This window comes from Streptomyces sp. NPDC058637, from assembly GCF_042717325.1.
GTDB lineage: Bacteria > Actinomycetota > Actinomycetes > Streptomycetales > Streptomycetaceae > Streptomyces.
The window spans coordinates 27,517-44,096 of sequence record NZ_JBHXRD010000049.1 but is presented as its reverse complement, the minus strand read 5'-3'; the positions used below and the strand labels follow the sequence as shown (position 1 = coordinate 44,096).

The following is a 16,580-nucleotide window of genomic DNA, read 5'->3' as shown; positions in this document are numbered from 1 at the left end:
GCGCAGGGCCCCTCGTCCACGTACCGGATGTGACGTTCAGGAGGCGGGCGGTGCGACCGGGGTGTCGCGGTGGATGACCCGGGACCGGGTCAGCAGCCGGCCGTCGCGGCGCACCAGCACGTCGTCCACGGTGAACGTCGGCTGGAAGGCGACCTTTCCCTCGCGGTCGGTCTGCGTGACCAGCGTGTAGTACGAGACGCGCAGGGTGTCCTCGTCGGCCGTGTCGGGCTCGATGATCAGGTGCCCGAACCAGTGCCGTACGGCGATGTCCCGGTAGCGGGGCAGGTTGGCCCGCATCCCGGCGATCATCTCCTCCCGCCCGCTCTGCCGCTGGCCGCCCGCGTGCACGACCTCGCCGTCGTCCGTGAACGTGTCGGCGAACCCCTCGATGTCGAGGGCGTCGACCCGTCGCATCTGCTGGGCGTAGAAGGTCTGCACCTCGGCGTAAAGGTCACCCGTGACCTGCTGACGGAGGGTCCCGACCGGCTGAGACATGGCAACTCCCTTCGGGACGGCCGCCCTCATGGCTGCGCCGTCACCACCAGCCTGCCGGGCGTGGCTGCAGCCCCACTGGAGAGGCGCTCGCTTCGGGCGCCGGGCCGGGCGCCGCCCGCCGGGCCGCCCGCCGGGCCGTCGGCCGAGCAGGCGGCCGGGCTTCCGGTCGAGGCAGGCCCGGATGTCCTCGACGCACAGCGAAGCGTCATCTTCTTCTCCCCGGGGCGGCACCGGAGAACCTACCGGTGCGGCCCCGGGCTCACGCGTCCAGCCAGGCCTCCCGGTTGCGCGCGATGTCGTAGACCCGTTCCACCTGGGTGGCGGTGAGCACACCGGTCAGCGGGGCGAGGGCGGACACCTGGCGTTCCCGGCAGACGCGGACCCCGGGCGGGGTGGCGAGTACGTCGAGGGTGGTGACGCCGACGAACACCAGCACGGTCTGGACGGGCACGGCGTAGCCGCAGTGCGCCTCCAGCACGGCCTGGGCACGCCGGGACTCGGGACGGTCCTCCAGTACGTACGGGTCCGGGGCGCCGTCACCGATCTGCAGGGTCCCGTCCCCGAGCCGTACGGCCGTCTGCGGGTGGTGCTCGGTCCGCACGGCGAACACTCCACCCGGCCCGATGAGCAGATGGCCGATCTCCGAGCCGTCCGGGAGCGGCACGGAGTGCAGCACCCGCCAGCCGTGCCGGGTCAGACGCCTCAGTTCGGCTCCGACCCGCCGTTCCCCGGTCAGCGCGGTGCGGCGCGGATCGGCGTCCTTGTGCCGCCGCAGCGCCCCGGTGGCGGCGCGCACGAGCGCCCCCGGCCCGGACGCGTCGAGCTGCTCCCGGAGCCCGGCGCCGGGCCGCCGGGAGGAGAGGTCGCCCGCCGGTGTGAGTGCGGGCAGTGGGGGCCGTCGGCCCGGTTGCGGCGCGGCGGGCGCGCGCGTCCCTTCCGGTCGCGGGGCCCGCTCGCGCACCCGTTCCCGCTCCGGGGCCGGTGCCTGCCCAGGGACCCGTGTCCGGTCCGGATCCGTGACGGGCTCCCGGCCGGGGTGCGGGGCGTGCGCGCGGCCGGGTCCGGGTGCGGGCTCCCGTTCCGGTGATTCCCGGCGCTGCCTGGGTGCCTGGACCCGCGGCCGGTCCGGCCCCGGGTCGGAGGCCGGGGGCGCGTCGGACACGGGGAGCGCGTCCGGCACCAGGAGCGCATCGGGCAGCAGGAGCGCATCGGGCTTGCGGGCCGCCGCGCCCGGGTCCGCGCCGCGCTTCCGCATGCGCCGGAGCGGCGGGATCCGGGGGGCCGACGGAGGGAGGGGCGGGGTGGGCGCTCCGGGCGGGGCGACCTCGCCGAGGGCCGGGATGTCCGGGACCTGACGCGCGAGTGCGTCGGTGACCGCGTCGCGGTAGCGCGGGTGCAGGACCGTTATCGTGCCGCTGCCCAGGTCCGCCCATCCGATCGCGGTGCCGTCCGGCAGGTTCACATAGAGCCGGTCGTGCCCGAAGAGCTGCCATGACGTGACCTTCAGATCCTGCATCGTGCCCCCTCGTGTTCACCGCTCCGACGTCCTGCTCCCCCAGCCTGTACGGCGGTTCGGCCACCGGACAGGGCGCAGAGCGGGCGCGCGGAGTCGAGGGGCACGGCGTTCCGGAGCAGCCCTGGGCGGATGTGCCCCGGACCGCTCCGGCGTCCTGGTCAGACCAGGGGGAGGCCGGGCGCCGGATAGGCGTCCATCATCGTCCGTACTTCGTCCCGCACCTTGGAAACGGTGATCTCGTCACCTGTACGAGCGGCATCGACCACGAGATCGATCCACTGCGCGATCGCTCGCATCTCCGACACGGGGATGCCCCGGGACGTCAGGGCGGGCGTGCCGATGCGGATGCCGGACGGGTCGAACGGCTTGCGGGGGTCGTACGGGACGCTGTTGTGGTTGACGACGATCCCGGCCCGGTCCAGGGCCTTGGCCGCGGCCTTGCCCGGCACGTCCTTCCCGGTGAGGTCGATCAGCAGCAGGTGGTTGTCCGTGCCGCCCGACACCAGGTCGAAGCCGCGCGCGGCCAGCTCCTCGCCCAGGGCGCGGGCGTTGGCCACGACCTGATGGGCGTACCCGGCGAACTCCGGGCCCGACGCCTCCTTGAGCGCGACGGCGATGGCGGCCGTGGTCTGGTTGTGCGGGCCGCCCTGGAGACCGGGGAAGACGGCACGGTCGACAGCCCGCGCGTGCTCGGCCCGGGACAGCAGCATCGCCCCGCGTGGCCCCCGCAGGGTCTTGTGGGTGGTGGTGGACACCACGTCGGCGTACGGCGCGGGCGACGGGTGCGCGCCCCCGGCGATCAGTCCGGCGACGTGGGCGACGTCGGCCACCAGTACCGCCCCCACCTCGTGGGCGATCTCGGCGAAGGCGGCGAAGTCGATCGTCCGGGGCACCGCGGTGCCGCCGCAGAAGATCACCTTGGGCCGTTCGGCGCGCGCCAGGTCCCGCACCTCGTCCAGATCGACGCGCCCGGTGTCACGACGCACCCCGTACCCCACGCCCCGGAACCACGTGCCGGTGGCGGAGACGCCCCAGCCGTGCGTCAGGTGGCCGCCCATCGGCAGCGCCATCCCGAGGACGGCGTCGCCCGGCTCCAGGAACGCCATGTACACGGCGAGGTTGGCCGGGGAGCCGGAGTACGGCTGCACATTGGCGTGTTCCATGCGGAACAGCGCCTTGGCCCGCTCGACGGCCAGCGTCTCCACCTGGTCGATGACCTGCTGGCCCTCGTAGTAGCGCTTGCCGGGGTAGCCCTCGGAGTACTTGTTCTGCAGGACGGTGCCGGACGCCTCCAGGACGGCGGCGGACACGTAGTTCTCGCTGGGGATCAGGCGCAGGGTGTCCGCCTGGAGCCGCTCCTCGGCGCTCACCAGGGCGGCGAGTTCCGGATCGGCTGCGGTCAGGGCGGGTCGGCGGTCTTCGGACTGCTGTACGGCCACGGGTTCCTCCCGGGTCGGTCGCACTGCTGCGACGTGGACCCGGATGCCCAGGCGGACGGCCCTCCGGCGATGACGCCCCGGGCGGACCGGGGTGTGCCGCTCCCTCGTGGTCGTTTCCACGGAGCACCCTGCCGGGTACGCGCCAGTCGCGGCACCTCGCACTCTACTGCGCGGCCGGGCGCCGGTCCGGCGCTCCGGCGAATGTCCGGAACTCGCGCGTGAACGGGGAGGAATCGGGGCAGTTTCCCGGCACCTGGCAGGGTGCGACGGTGGGGGGCCGTATGAACGCGCGCGACGAGTGGAGTGTGTCCGATCCCGGATCCGGCTCGGGGCGGCCGCCCGGACCCACGCCTCCGCACGACGGGGAGCCGCCGCCGCCCGCCCGGCCGCCGACGGTCGGTCCTCCCCCGCCGGGGGCCGCGCTGCGTGCCGTCGCCGCCGGTCTGCTCGGCCTCTCCGGGCTGGGGCTCGGACACGTCCTGGTGCGCCGGTGGCGCAGAGCCGCGGTGAGCTGGGCCGCGACCGCCGTGCTGCTGCTCGTCGCGCTGCCCGCCGACCCGGACGGGGTGCCCGCCCCCCTCGTCGCCGGCTATCTCCTCCTGCTCGTCCTCGCCGCCGCGGACGCGGCCCGGATCGCGCTGCGTGCGGACGTCGGCCCGGCACCCCGGCCGGTCCTCGCCGCGGTGCTCGGCCTGATGCTGCTGGCCGTCCCGGTGACCGGCACCGCGGTCCACGCCTCGGCGCGTGAGGAGGCCGCCGAACAGGAGCTGCTCGGCAGGCTGGCGGAAGGCGACGACCTGGTCGCGAAGGCGTCAAAACACCCGTTCGCCCTCTCCGCCCCGGACTACCGGTACGCGCTCACCCTCTACCGGGAGCTGGGTGAGGACCACCCGGGTTCGCGCGCCGCCGCGCTCGTACCCGCACGCCTGGACGCTTTCTACGACACCGTCTCCTCGCCGTACACCGAGAAGAAGCACTGCGCGGCCGTCGAGCCCCTGACCTATCTGCGGACGGTGCCCGACAGCGTGGACCACGAGCTGCTGGGCGACCTCGCCGACCGCCCCGACGCCCCGCTCGCCGAGTCGCTGTACGCCTGCGGTGTCTCCCGGCTGGACGGTGCGGGCACGGCGTCCGGGAGCAAGGAGCTGAGCACGCTGCTGCGTACGTTCCCCGAGTCCTCGCAGGCCGGACAGGTGGGCCCGGCCGTCAGCGGGAAGATACGGGAGCGGGTGGCCGCGCTGAAGGGTGAGGAACCCTGCGCCGTCACCGGGGATCTGCGCCGGATGAACACCCTGGTGACGGAGCTGCCCCGGACCTCGGTGCCGTCGCTGGACGAGCAGGCCGACGCGGGGGTGCGTGACGGGGTGTTCGCGTGCGGTGTGGACCAGTTCGAGGACAGGAGTTTCCCCGAGGCCCGGCAGACGCTGACGGACTTCGCCGACACCTACGGGGAGGACCGGCGCAGGCAGCGCGCCCGTGACATCGCAGTGGCCGCCGAGATAGCCGAGGAACGGCCCTCGGCCGGCAAGCGGCTGCCCGGGAGCGGCAGGCCCGGCGGTGTCCGTATGGAGCTCGTCATCAGCAACGACGCGCCGAACGAGGTCGAGGTGCTCTACACCGGGCCGGTCACCGGCACGGTGACGCTGAAGGCCTGCGGGAGTTGTGAGCGCTACAGCGGCGAGTCCGCCGGCGCCTCACGCGCGTGCAAGGCGAACGGCACGTCGTACCCGAAGGCGCGGCTGCGGCTCCCGGCGGGCGAGTACCACTTCCTCTACAAGCACGGCACGGGAGCGACGTCGGACGTGGACAGCTACGCGTCCGGTTCCAGCGTCAAGCCCGGCTATTCGTACACGAGTTGCACCTACCTCATCGAGCGCGACAAGTACGGCCTGGACCTCCCGCCCCTGTCGGACCTGCTGAAGCCCACGTCGTTCCGGCGGTGAGGGCCGCGGCCGGTCGTCGTTGGAGGGGCGCCGGGACGACGCCCGCCTACCGGCTCTCCGGGCCGGGGACGTCGAGGGTGGTCTCGACGGCGGTCAGGGGCGATGTCCCGGTCGGCCTTCGTCAGGTCGACGACCGGGACATCGCTCGACGTCGGCCTGCCGCCCGCCTCCTGGCCCGCGGCACGGCCCTCGCGGCAGGTGAAGCGGTTGTACGGGCTCGGCGTCGGCCTTCAGCGGCGCCTGGGGCCGAGGCGTGCTCGCCCTGCGGCGTGAGGTCGGAGACCCGGGTGCCGGCCGCGATGCCGTCCCGTGTCCGAGGGAGGGCGCGCTCGCGCCGGGCGTGGGTCCGCCGTCGCCGCCCCCGGACAACAGGTGGCCGGTACATCCACAGGTGACCGGTACATCCACAGGAGGACACCGGCGGTCAGGGTGGTGCCGAAGAGCGAGGAGGTGGCGGCGAGCGATCGTACGGATGGATCCGGTGCCCGCAGCCGGTTTTGCCGGTCGTGCACGGCGCGGGTTCGCCGGTGCCGGGCGGGAAGTGCCCCCGCCTCAGGCCGAGGTGCGCTTCCGCGCGGCCGGGGCCGACTTCTTCGCAGCGGTCTTCGTCGTGCCTTTCGCCGTGTTCTTCGTCGTGCCTTTCGCCGTGCTCTTCGTCGTGGACTTCGTGGCCGCCGTCTTCTTCGCAGCCGACTTCCGGGGCGCGGTCTTCTTCGCCGCCGTCGTCCTCGACGCGCTCTTCCTCGCCGCCGACTTCTCCGGTGCCGACTTCGTGCCGGCCGCCTCCTTCTTCGGCGCCGCCCGCTTCGAGGCCGCCCGCTTCCCGGACGTGCGCTTCGCCTCCGCCCCCGCCTTCTTCGTACCCCCGCCCCGGCCGGACTCGATGGGGTGCACCTCCGCCATCCCGCCCCCGCCGCCCTCCCCCTGGGACTCCTTCGCCGCCCGCACGCTGTTCTCCAACGCCGCCATGAGGTCGATGACCTGGCCGCCGCCCTCGCCCGCGTCCTCCTCCGCCTCCACGCTCTCCCCCGCGGCCTTCGCCGCGACGAGTTCCTCGACCGCCTCGCGGTAGTCGTCGTGAAGGGTGTCCAGGTCGGCCTCGCCGAGGGTGTTCATCAGGGCGTCGGCCAGATCGAGTTCGGCGTCGCGGACCTTCACGCCGGAGTCCGGGGCGACCCCTTCCGGGGCGCGGATCTCGTCCGGCCACAGCAGGCCGTGCATCGCGATGACGTCGTCGACCACCCGCAGCATGCCGAGCCGCTCCCGCCCGCGCAGCGCGTACTTGGCGACGGCCACCTTCTCGCTGCGCCTCAACGCCTCGCGCAGCAGGGCGTACGGCTTGGACGCCGGGACCCCGTTGGCCGAAAGGTAGTAGGCCGAGTCCAGCTGGAGCGGGTCGATCGCGGAGGCGGGCACGAAGCCCTCGATCTCGATCGTCTTGGCCGTGGGCAGCGGGAGCGAGGCGAGATCCTCGTCCGTCACCGGGATGACCGTGCCGTCCGTGTCCTCGAACGCCTTGCCGGTCTCGGCGGACGTGACCTCCTGCTCGTCGAGTTCGCAGACCTTGCGGTACCGGATCCGGCCACCGTCGGCGAGGTGGATCTGCCGGAAGGAGATCGAGTGGTTCTCGGTGGCGTTCATCAGCTTCACCGGGATGCTGACCAGCCCGAACGAGATGGCTCCGTTCCAGATGGACCTCACCGTTCACCCCTTACGCCCGCAAGGCACTCATACGTACGATTTCATGTGATTCTTATCGTATGACGCCGATCACAGAGGTGGAGGGGCGACGCCTGGCGCTCAGCAACCTGGACAAGGTGCTGTACCCGGCGACCGGCACCACCAAGGGCGAGGTGCTGCACTACTACGCGGCCACGGCGGCGGCCGTGATGCTTCCGCACCTGCGCGACCGTCCGCTGTCCTTCCTCCGGTACCCGGACGGCCCGGAGGGGCTGCGCTTCTTCACCAAGAATCCGCCGCCCGGTACACCCGACTGGGTGCGGACGGCCCCGGTGCCCCGCCATGACGAGCCGGAGGCCCGCCAGGTGCTCGTGCAGGACCTGCCCTCGCTGATGTGGGCGGCGAACCTGGTGGTGGAGTTCCACACCCATCAGTGGCGGCAGGACACGCCCGCGGTCGCGGACCGGCTGGTGTTCGACCTGGATCCCGGGCCGCCCGCGAGCATCGTGGAGTGCTGTGCGGTGGCCCGCTGGCTGCGCGGGCGGCTGGCCGCCGACGGGCTCTCCGCGTACGGGAAGACCTCCGGGTCCAAGGGCCTGCACCTGCTCGTCCCGCTGGAGCCCAGCCCGTCCGAGGAGGTGACGGCGTACGCGAAGGCGCTGGCCGTCGAGGCCCACGGCGCGCTGCCTGACCTGGCCGTGTACCGGATGACGCGGGCCCTGCGCCCCGGGAAGGTGTTCGTCGATTTCAGCCAGAACGCCGCGGCGAAGACGACCGCCGCCCCGTACACGCTGCGCGCGAAGGGCAGCCCGGCCGTCTCCGCGCCGGTCACCTGGGACGAGATCGAGGCCTGCGGGGCACCTTCGGAGCTGGTCTTCCTCGCCGGTGACATGGCGGACCGGATCGCCGGGCACGGGGACCTGCTCGGTCCGCTGAACGATCCCGGGCAGGCGCACCCGCTCCCCGCCGGATGAATCGGACAGCGGGAACACAGCCGGCCCACAGCTGTGCCGCCGAAGAGCAGGAAAGGCCACAAGTGGACGGTGGATTGTCCTGACCGTGGTGCACACTCTGCGCAGACGCTGCTTCATGAGCACGGTATCGACCGGGTTCGGAGCAGAAGACGACACGGGGAGGGGATGGGCGTGTTCGCGGGGATCGACGAGGTCGACTGGGCCTCGATGGAGCATGCCTACGGGCCGGCCGACGATGTGCCGGGACTCCTGCACGGACTCGCCTCCGCCGACGCGGCGGAGCGCGAGAGCGCGCTCGACGGGATGTACGGCGCGGTGCACCACCAGGGCGACGTGTACGCGTGCACGCTCGCCTGCATCCCGTTCCTCTTCGAGCTGGTCGTGGACCCGGGCATCCAGGACCGCGGCTCCGTCGTGGAGCTGCTGACCAGCATCGGCGGGATCGACCTGGACGAGGACGACGAGGACGAGCTGGACGAGGACGAGATCGAGGGTGCCGCGAACTACGCGATGGCGGCGGCCGCCGTCACCGCGGGCGCCGGGGTGTTCTTCGAGCTGATCGCCGACGAGGACCCGGGCGTACGGCTGGCGGCGCCGCTGGCACTCGCCACGCTGCACAGCCATCCGGTCAGGGTGCTGGCCCTGCTGCGGGAGCGCCTGCCGGTGGAGGCGGACGACGAGGTGCGGCTGGCACTCGTCGAGGCCGCTGGACGGGTCGCGCTGCGCCACCGCCCGCTGGCCGGGCAGGCGGCGGACTGGCTGAGCCGGCTCGCCGCGGAGGCGTACGCGCCGGGGCTGCGCCTCGCGGCCCTCGCCCAGCTCGCGCGGTGCGCCCCGGACGCCCTGCCCGGCGATGTCGTCCAGGTGGTGGCGGGGCTCCTGAGGGAGCTGCGCTCCGGTCCCGCCCGGCCGGATCCGCAGCCCGTGGAGGCGCCGGGCCCCGAGGCGCCGGTGGCGGAGCGGACCGCCGCGCCGACCCTGGTGGGGCAGCTGCGGGCGCTGTCCGCCGAGGAGTCCGTGGGGCGCAGCACGCCCTGGGCCGCCGATCTGCTGCGGACACTGCACGTCGGCCTGGACGACCGCGTGGAGGACCGTACGGCACTGCTCACGGACCAGCTGCTCAGCCCCGACCCCTGGCAGCGCGTCGACGCCGTACGGATGAGCGGCGGGCTGATACGGGCCTGGCGCGGCTCGTACGACGGGCTGGTGCGGCTGGTCGGTGCCCAGCTCACGGATCCGGAACAGCGGCTGGCGGAGGCCGCCTCGCACGTGCTGGAGGAGCTGTTCGGCCTGGCCGCACCGGCCGCGGACGCCCTGGCCGACCGGGTGGCCGCCGATCCCGGCGGCTGGGTGCGGGAGTGGGCCAGCGGTCCGCCGGGGCTGGGTTCCTCGGTGAAGGCGCTGGCCAGGCTGGGCGACGTCCGGGTGCTGCCCGCGCTGGCTGCGGCGCTGGAGCGGCCCGAGGTGCCGCACGACGTGGGTTTCGCGATCGGGTATCTCGGCGGCACGGCCGTCCCGCTCGCCGGGACGCTGCGGCGCAGGCTCGGCGAGGTCGGTCTGGACGAGGGCGCGTACGACCGGGCGAGTCCGCTGCTCGCCGGGCTGACGGCGCTGCGCGCGGGCGAGGCCGCGCCGGAGGTGCTGCGGGTGCTGCGGGGGGCACCCGAGTACCGGGGCGAGTGGCTGCGGTCGGCGGCGCTGCGCGCGCTGGGGTCGTTCGGGCCCGCGGCCCGGTGCGCCGTGCCCGAGCTGCGGACGCTGATCCGGCGTCCGGGCACGGCCACGGCGACGGAGGCGGCCGAGGCCCTGTGGGCCATAGACGGGGACGCCGACGCGGTGCTGCCGGTGCTGATCGAGGGCCTGCTGACGGATCAGGTGCACGACTGCCGGGCGGCGGCGAGCGCGCTGGGCGGGCTCGGGGAGCGGGCGGCGGTGGCCGCGCCCCGGCTGCGCGCCCTGCTGGGGCACGACGAGCTGTGGCTCCGGGTGGACGCGGCGATCGCGCTGTGGGAGGTCACCGGGCAGACCGGCGGGACGGTTCCGGTGCTCCTCTCGGCCTGGGAGAAGAACCGCCACGTCAGGGTCCGCGTCGCGGAATGCCTGGTGCGGATGGGTACGGCCGGTGCGGGGGCGGAGGCCGCGCAGGTGCTGCGTGCCGAGCTCCTCTCCGTGCGTCGCCACAACGCGATGGACGGCGGCTACGGCAGTCACGACACTTATGAGGACGAGAAACTGCTGGCTCTCTGCCGGCGGGCACTTCCCGACACGACGGGTGAAGGAACCACATCATGATCATTTTCGGTACGCGGGGCTACCTCCAGCAGCTGGCCGTCCTCACGATGGTCTGCGGCTGGTGCGGCAACCCGGCCGCGCACACGCTGCGCAAGCGGGTCACGAAGTTCACGCTGTTCTTCGTCCCCCTGTTCCCGTTCTCCACGAAGTACGCGACGCAGTGCACGTTCTGCGGCGGCGAACGGCAGATACCCAAGGAGCAGGCCGACCAGCTGCTCGCGCAGGCCCACGCGGGGCAGGACGGCAATCCGTACGGCACCGCACAGCAGCCCGGCTACGCGCCCGGCGGCCAGAACCCGCACCAGGGCTGAGGGTGCATGCCACGAAGCTGACATAAGGGAAATAACACCTGCCTCTTGCTACGTTGCGGGGCATGACCGCAACGTCGGCGGAGGCACGCCCGCCCGAGCTACGCCTGCCCAAGCGGCGCGGGGTCGAGCTCTCGCTCCTGATCGGGGCCGTGCTCATCTCCGTCTACGGCTACGCCGCCGTCGGCCTCGCGAGGAACGACGCCGTCCCTCCCGATGTCGCCGGTTACGGCGCCGGTCTCGGTCTCCTGGCCCTGCTCGCCCATCTCGCGGTCCGTTTCCGCGCCCCCTACGCCGATCCGCTGCTGCTGCCCATCGCCGTCCTCCTCAACGGTCTGGGTCTGGTACTGATCTACCGGCTCGACCTGGAGACGCCGAGGGACCAGGCGGCGGCGACGCAGCTGATCTGGTCCACGCTCGGGGTCGCGTTCTTCATCGCCGTCGTCGTGCTGCTGCGCGACCACCGGGTGCTCCAGCGCTACGCGTACCTCTCGGTCGCGACGGCGCTGGTCCTGATGATCGTGCCGATCTTCTTCCCCGCCGTGAACGGGGCCAAGATCTGGATCCGGTTCGGCGGACTCTCCTTCCAGCCGGGCGAGTTCGCCAAGATCCTGCTCGCCGTCTTCTTCGCCGCGTACCTGGCGGCGAACCGCAACGCGCTCGCGTACACCGGCCGCAGGATCTGGAAGCTCCAGTTCCCCACCGGCCGGGTGCTGGGCCCGATCGTCGCGATCTGGCTGGTCAGTGTCGGCGTGCTCGTCCTCGAACGGGACCTCGGTACCTCGCTGCTCTTCTTCGGCCTCTTCGTCATCCTGCTCTACGTGGCCACCGGCCGGACCGGCTGGATCGCGGTCGGGCTGCTCCTCGCCGCCGCGGGTGCCTTCGTCGTCGGGTCGTTCGAGCCCCATGTGCACAGCCGGGTGGAGGACTGGCTGGACCCGTACGCCACGATCCACGCCGGCCAGGGGCCCAGCCAGCTCGCCCAGTCACTCTTCGCCTTCGCGGCGGGCGGCATGCTCGGCACCGGACTGGGACTCGGCCACTCCATCCTCATCGGCTTCGCCGCCAAGTCCGACTTCATCCTGGCGACCGCGGGCGAGGAGCTCGGCCTCGCCGGACTCACCGCGGTCTTCCTGCTCTACGCCCTTCTGGTGGCCCGCGGCTACCGGGCGGGCCTGGCCCTGCGGGACCCCTTCGGGCGGCTGCTGGCGATCGGCCTGGCGTCGATCCTGGCCCTCCAGGTCTTCGTGATCGCGGGCGGGGTGATGGGGCTGATCCCGCTGACGGGCATGGCGATGCCGTTCCTGGCCCAGGGCGGCTCGTCCGTCGTCACCAACTGGATCATCGTGGCGCTGCTGATCCGGGTCAGCGACGTGGCCCGCACCCCGGCGCCGGAGCAGGCGGAGACCGGCGCCCCGGCCCCGGCCGTCGAGGACGAACGGTGAAGCCCCACCGCCCGGGAGGCGCCTCGTGATCCGCTACATCCGGCGGGCCGCCGCCTTCTGCCTGCTCCTCCTCGTGGCGCTGCTGGCGAACGCCGCCCGCGTCCAGCTCTTCGAGGCCGACGAGCTGAACGACAACCCCGCCAACCGCCGCACCACGATCGACCGTTACGACCGTCCGCGCGGGAACATCCTGGTCGGCGGGGAGGCCGTGACCGGTTCGAAGGACACCGGCGAGCAGCTCGCCTACGAGCGCACCTACCGCCACGGCCCGCTGTACGCCCCCGTGACGGGCTACGCCTCGCAGACGTACGGCACCACGCTGCTGGAGAACGCCGAGGACGACATCCTGTCCGGCACCGCCCCGGTCCTGGCCCCGCTCCCCCTGTGGGGCGACCTCACCCGCGGCCGGCAGCCCGGCGGAGATGTCGTCACGACCGTCGAGGACCCGACGCAGCGGGCCGCGTACGAGGGCCTGGCCGGCCGGCGCGGTGCGGTCGCGGCACTCGACCCGGCCACCGGGAGGATCCTGGCGCTGGTCTCCTCCCCCTCGTACGACCCCGGCCTCCTCTCCGGCACCGGCTCCTCGGTCACCGACGCCTGGGCACGGCTCAACCGGTCGGCCGGCAGGCCGATGCTCAACCGGGCCGTCCGGCAGACCTATCCGCCCGGTTCCGCCTTCAAGATCGTGACAGCCGCGGCGGCCCTGGACGCCCGGGTGGTGACCGATCCGGACGCGGCGACGGACACCCCCTCCCCGTACGTCCTGCCGGGCACCACGACGACGCTCCCCGACGAGGCGCGCGGCTGCGGGAAGGCGTCGTTGGCGGAGGCGATCCGGGTCTCCTGCAACACGGTGATGGCGCACCTGGGGGTGGAGGTGGGGCTGGACGGGATGCTGGAGGCGGTGGGCAGGTTCGGCTTCAACGACGACGACCTGAAGATCCCCTCCGGGGTGGCGCGCAGCAACTTCGACCCGGACATGAGCGACGACCAGCTGGCCCTGTCCTCGATCGGACAGTTCGACACGACGGCGACCCCGCTCCAGATGGCGATGGTGGCCTCGGCGGTGGCGAACGGCGGCGAGCTCAACCGCCCCCACCTGGTGGAACGGGTGACCACGCACGACGGGCACACGGTCCGGCAGCAGGGAACCGAGTCGTACCACCGGGCGATGAACCCGGCGACGGCCACGCAGCTGCAGCGGATGATGGTGGACGTCGTGGAGAACGGCACGGGCACGAACGCGGCGATCGACGGTGTCACGGTCGGCGGCAAGACGGGCACCGCGCAGCACGGCGTCGACAACTCCGGTACGCCCTACGCCTGGTTCATCTCCTGGGCGCAGGATCCGGACTCGGGGCGGCCGGCGGTCGCGGTGGCCGTGGTCGTGGAGGACGCCTCGGCGAACCGGGCCGACATCAGCGGCGGGGGCAGCGCGGCGCCGATCGCGCGGGCCGTGATGGAGGCGGCGCTGGAGAGCCGGAACCGACCGTGACTCCGCGGCTCCGCGACTCCGCGGCTCCGCGACTCCGTGGTGACGGAGGCACCGGAAGGCCCAGACTGGTCGCATGACCTCAGCGGTGACGGCGGCCCTGGCCCGGATCGACGAACTGGACCCGGCGCTGCACGCGTTCACGGAGGTCTGGCACGAGGAGGCGTCCGCCCGGGAACGGGCCGCCCTGGACCTCCCGCTCGCCGGGCTGCCGTTCGCGGTGAAGGGCCGCACGGGCCTGGGCTCGTACGCGGCCCGCCGCCTGGTCGCCGCCGGTGCAGTGCCGGTCGGCGCCACGTCCGTCCCCGGGCCCGGCACCCACTGGCAGACCTGGGGTCAGGGCGCGCACGGCCGTACGGTCAACCCCTGGCGGGCCGACCGCACTCCGGGTGGCTCGTCGGCCGGCTCCGCGGTGGCGGTCGCGGCGGGCATGGTGGAGCTGGCGACGGGCAGCGACGGGGCGGGATCGGTGCGGATCCCGGCGGCCTGGTGCGGCGTGTTCGGCCTGAGGACGACGACGGGCCTGCTGCCCTCCCCGGACCGCACGGGCCTCGCCTCCCCGGGCGTGCTCGCGAGTTCGGCGGCGCGGGCACAGACGTATCTGTGCCATGTGCTGGACGGGTACGCGCCCCGGCCGGCCCGGCTACCGGTCCCGGCGGCCTACAGCCCGGACCTGGGCTTCGCGTCAGTCGACCCGGACGTGGCGGAGGTGACACGGGCCGCCGTGGACCGGCTGGCCGCCGCCGGGGTGATCCGTCTCGTCGGCGACCCCGTCACGCTGCTCGACCCGGCGCAGGCGTGGCTCGCGGTGCGCGGGGGGTCACCGACCCACGCCACCCGGGCGCTCCGCGCCGCCAACGACCGGACCCTCGACGCCTTCTTCGCCCGGACGCCCCTGCTCCTCAGCCCGGTCACGCCCAACACGCCGCACGGTCACGAGGGCCCGGGGGACGTCTACTCGACGGCCCTCACCTGGGCGTTCAACCTCAGTGGCCACCCCGCGGCGAGCGTGCCGGCCGGATTCACCCCGGACGGCTGCCCGGCCGGCCTGCAGCTGGTCACCGACCGGGGGACGGAAGCGGAGCTGCTGGGCACGGCGGCGGCGGTGGAGCGCGTCCTGCCACCGCCGCGCCTCAGCCGATCGGCTTGCGGATCTCCGAGCGGACCTTGGCGGTCTCCTCGGCGGTCTTCGCCAGGTCGAGCGACCTGGCGTCCTTGACGAGGTCGTCAGGCCGGAGCACGGCGACCATGCCGGCGGTGTTCCCGTCGCTCCACGCGCACATCGGCGAGTTGGTGGTCAGGCCGATCTCCTTGGACTGCACGACCTGGCACTCCACCGTGATGTCGTACCCCGCGGGCTTGAACTCCTTCGGGGGCACGGGGACCGTCGAGCCCTCCGCCTCGGCCGCCCCCTCCATCATCTTGCTCCGCATGAGCTCCGGGCTGGAGAGCCGCCCGTACATGCCGGAGATCACGAGCATGCCGTTCTCCTCCGAGCCGTACTGGGCGACGACGGCCTTGCCGTCCCGGATGCTCGGGTCGGGGGTGTCCTCGATCTTCTTGCCCTCGGTGTCCGACTCGTCCTTGTTGAGGGTGAACTCCCCGTCCAGCACGGCCTTCTCCACGACGAGCTTGTGGGTGGCCTCGGGGAACACGGCGTCCGCGCCCTCGTCGATCAGTTTGTAGGCGCCGAAGCCGATGGCCAGGACGCCGACGAGCGACCCGGCGACGATGCCGACGACGAGCCCGGTGCGCTTCCTCCGCGGCGGCTGCGGCTGCTGCGGCCAACCGGCCTGCGCCCCCGGCTGCCCCCACGCGCCGGGCGGCCCCTGGGGCGGTTGCGCCGGGTAACCGTAGGCCGGCGTCTGCTGCGGGTGGCCGTACGCGGGCGGTTGCTGCGGGTAGGGGCTGCCGGGAGGCTGCTGCCCGTACGGGTTCTGCTGGGGCTGAGGGGGCCCGTACGGGCCTTGGGGCGGCTGCGGCGGCATGGTCATGCGCTCACGTTACGTCACCGGAGTGAACGCGCATTCGACGCGTCGGCGATCGGTACGAGGTCGAAGGTACGCCCCGTCAGCCCAGCGGCTCCCGCCGCTGACGCCACTCGGCCGGCACCCCGTCCACCCCGGTGACCGCTCCGACCACTCCCCCCGTGATCGCGCAGGTCGTGTCCACGTCGCCGAAGCCCTCGGCCGTCGTCCAGAGCGCCGACTCCAGGTCACCGGGGTGCCGGGCGGCGGTCCACAGCGCGAAGGGCACCGTGTCGTCGGCCCGGATGCGCTGCCCGTTGCCCAGGAGGTCGGCCGCCTTCCACGGCTCCGTGGCGAACGGCACCTCCACGGCCCGCAGAAGCCCTTCCCGCACGAGTCCTCCGGGGGTGCGCTCGGCGACCGCGGCCAGCGTGAACTCGCCGCGCACGGACAGGGCCGCGGCGACCGCGACCGCCACCGCGCCCGCGATCCCCTCCGGATGGGCGTGGGTGACCTCCGCCGACAGCACCGCCTGCTCGGCGGCACGGTCGACGTCCTCGTGGAAGCGGGCTCCGAGGGGCGCGACGCGCATCGCGGCCCCGTTGCCCAGGCTGCCGCCCTCGAACAGTCCGGGGGCCAGGGTGCGCCAGTCGGCGGGTGCCGTCAGCAGCTCCGGCAGCAGCATGTGCATGCCGTGCCCGAACCCGCGGGCCCGGTCCGCGTCGAAGGCCAGGGCGAAGTACAGGGCCAGCCGGTCCTGGTCGACCTCCCCGCACTCGTCGAGGACCCGCTCCAGGGCACGGGCGAGCGCCGTGTCGTCGGTCCAGTGCCAGACGGGCTCGTGCGGGGTCCGGCGTGCCCGGACCTCGTTGTACGCCTGCCGGGGCGGACGGAAGAGCGGGAACCACCGCTCGCCGAACGCGTCACCGAGGGCGAGCGCTTCGAGACTGCGGCGGGCCGCAGCCGAATCACCTTTGCCGGAAGGAGGGTTCATGCCCTCCATCCTCATCCCCGGCGCCCGGTACGTAC

The 16,580-nt window shown here is 73.4% G+C and carries 13 protein-coding genes; 7 read left to right on the top strand and 6 right to left on the bottom strand.

Translation table 11 applies throughout. The annotated features are described in order from the left end of the window. Window positions 1-36 precede the first annotated feature (36 nt). From ACFWVP_RS32710 to glyA, 3 genes are all read right to left on the bottom strand, one after another. Window positions 37-495, bottom strand: coding sequence for a nuclear transport factor 2 family protein (locus tag ACFWVP_RS32710; RefSeq protein WP_384501615.1), 459 nt, complete (start codon window positions 493-495; stop codon window positions 37-39). Window positions 496-754: 259 nt separating this feature from the next. After that, complete coding sequence (locus ACFWVP_RS32705) at window positions 755-2,011, bottom strand: NERD domain-containing protein (protein ID WP_384501614.1); 1,257 nt, start codon at window positions 2,009-2,011, stop codon at window positions 755-757. Window positions 2,012-2,169: 158 nt separating this feature from the next. Further along, window positions 2,170-3,450, bottom strand: coding sequence for a serine hydroxymethyltransferase (gene glyA, locus ACFWVP_RS32700; RefSeq protein ID WP_384501613.1), 1,281 nt, complete (start codon window positions 3,448-3,450; stop codon window positions 2,170-2,172). 281 nt (window positions 3,451-3,731) lie between these two features. On the opposite strand from glyA, the gene ACFWVP_RS32695 reads away from it, so the two are divergent. Next, on the top strand, window positions 3,732-5,393 hold the full coding sequence (locus tag ACFWVP_RS32695) for a hypothetical protein (RefSeq protein ID WP_384501612.1): 1,662 nt from the start codon (window positions 3,732-3,734) through the stop codon (window positions 5,391-5,393). A gap of 552 nt (window positions 5,394-5,945) precedes the next feature. Here ACFWVP_RS32695 and ACFWVP_RS32690 read toward each other — a convergent pair. Next, window positions 5,946-7,094, bottom strand: coding sequence for a Ku protein (locus ACFWVP_RS32690; RefSeq protein WP_384501611.1), 1,149 nt, complete (start codon window positions 7,092-7,094; stop codon window positions 5,946-5,948). A gap of 59 nt (window positions 7,095-7,153) precedes the next feature. On the opposite strand from ACFWVP_RS32690, the gene ligD reads away from it, so the two are divergent. The 6 genes from ligD (at window position 7,154) to ACFWVP_RS32660 (ending at window position 14,803) form a co-directional block, all read left to right on the top strand. Next, window positions 7,154-8,047, top strand: coding sequence for a non-homologous end-joining DNA ligase (gene ligD / locus ACFWVP_RS32685; protein WP_384501610.1), 894 nt, complete (start codon window positions 7,154-7,156; stop codon window positions 8,045-8,047). Window positions 8,048-8,218: 171 nt separating this feature from the next. Then, window positions 8,219-10,339, top strand: a complete 2,121-nt coding sequence (locus ACFWVP_RS32680; RefSeq protein WP_384501619.1) for a HEAT repeat domain-containing protein — start codon at window positions 8,219-8,221, stop codon at window positions 10,337-10,339. Continuing rightward, window positions 10,336-10,650: a zinc-ribbon domain-containing protein gene (locus ACFWVP_RS32675; RefSeq protein WP_384501609.1), complete on the top strand. Its 315-nt coding sequence runs from the start codon at window positions 10,336-10,338 to the stop codon at window positions 10,648-10,650. The genes ACFWVP_RS32680 and ACFWVP_RS32675 overlap by 4 nt, the downstream gene beginning before the upstream one ends. 62 nt (window positions 10,651-10,712) lie before the next feature. After that, the gene (locus tag ACFWVP_RS32670) at window positions 10,713-12,092 is read left to right on the top strand and encodes an FtsW/RodA/SpoVE family cell cycle protein (RefSeq protein ID WP_384501608.1); all 1,380 of its coding nucleotides are present in this window, start codon (window positions 10,713-10,715) and stop codon (window positions 12,090-12,092) included. A gap of 25 nt (window positions 12,093-12,117) precedes the next feature. Continuing rightward, the gene (locus ACFWVP_RS32665) at window positions 12,118-13,587 is read left to right on the top strand and encodes a peptidoglycan D,D-transpeptidase FtsI family protein (RefSeq protein ID WP_384501607.1); all 1,470 of its coding nucleotides are present in this window, start codon (window positions 12,118-12,120) and stop codon (window positions 13,585-13,587) included. A 73-nt stretch (window positions 13,588-13,660) separates the two neighbouring features. After that, window positions 13,661-14,803: an amidase family protein gene (locus tag ACFWVP_RS32660; RefSeq protein WP_384501606.1), complete on the top strand. Its 1,143-nt coding sequence runs from the start codon at window positions 13,661-13,663 to the stop codon at window positions 14,801-14,803. On the opposite strand, the gene ACFWVP_RS32655 is transcribed toward ACFWVP_RS32660, so the two are convergent. Together ACFWVP_RS32655 and ACFWVP_RS32650 are read right to left on the bottom strand one after the other, a co-directional pair. Next, the gene (locus ACFWVP_RS32655; RefSeq protein ID WP_384501605.1) at window positions 14,718-15,578 is read right to left on the bottom strand and encodes a hypothetical protein; all 861 of its coding nucleotides are present in this window, start codon (window positions 15,576-15,578) and stop codon (window positions 14,718-14,720) included. The genes ACFWVP_RS32660 and ACFWVP_RS32655 overlap by 86 nt on opposite strands. A 76-nt stretch (window positions 15,579-15,654) precedes the next feature. Beyond that, window positions 15,655-16,545 (bottom strand): ADP-ribosylglycohydrolase family protein, encoded by an 891-nt coding sequence (locus ACFWVP_RS32650; RefSeq protein WP_384501604.1) that lies wholly within the window; start codon window positions 16,543-16,545, stop codon window positions 15,655-15,657. Window positions 16,546-16,580: the final 35 nt, after the last annotated feature.

What these genes read in the sequence shown, in the direction of transcription:
- ACFWVP_RS32670 (WP_384501608.1), top strand. Translation starts at nt 10,713, where the DNA reads ATGACCGCAACGTCGGCGGAGGCACGCCCGCCCGAGCTACGCCTGCCC.
- ligD (WP_384501610.1), top strand. Translation starts at nt 7,154, where the DNA reads ATGACGCCGATCACAGAGGTGGAGGGGCGACGCCTGGCGCTCAGCAAC.
- ACFWVP_RS32705 (WP_384501614.1), bottom strand. Translation starts at nt 2,011, where the DNA reads ATGCAGGATCTGAAGGTCACGTCATGGCAGCTCTTCGGGCACGACCGG.
- ACFWVP_RS32675 (WP_384501609.1), top strand. Translation starts at nt 10,336, where the DNA reads ATGATCATTTTCGGTACGCGGGGCTACCTCCAGCAGCTGGCCGTCCTC.
- ACFWVP_RS32660 (WP_384501606.1), top strand. Translation starts at nt 13,661, where the DNA reads ATGACCTCAGCGGTGACGGCGGCCCTGGCCCGGATCGACGAACTGGAC.
- ACFWVP_RS32655 (WP_384501605.1), bottom strand. Translation starts at nt 15,578, where the DNA reads ATGACCATGCCGCCGCAGCCGCCCCAAGGCCCGTACGGGCCCCCTCAG.
- ACFWVP_RS32650 (WP_384501604.1), bottom strand. Translation starts at nt 16,545, where the DNA reads ATGAACCCTCCTTCCGGCAAAGGTGATTCGGCTGCGGCCCGCCGCAGT.
- ACFWVP_RS32695 (WP_384501612.1), top strand. Translation starts at nt 3,732, where the DNA reads ATGAACGCGCGCGACGAGTGGAGTGTGTCCGATCCCGGATCCGGCTCG.
- ACFWVP_RS32710 (WP_384501615.1), bottom strand. Translation starts at nt 495, where the DNA reads ATGTCTCAGCCGGTCGGGACCCTCCGTCAGCAGGTCACGGGTGACCTT.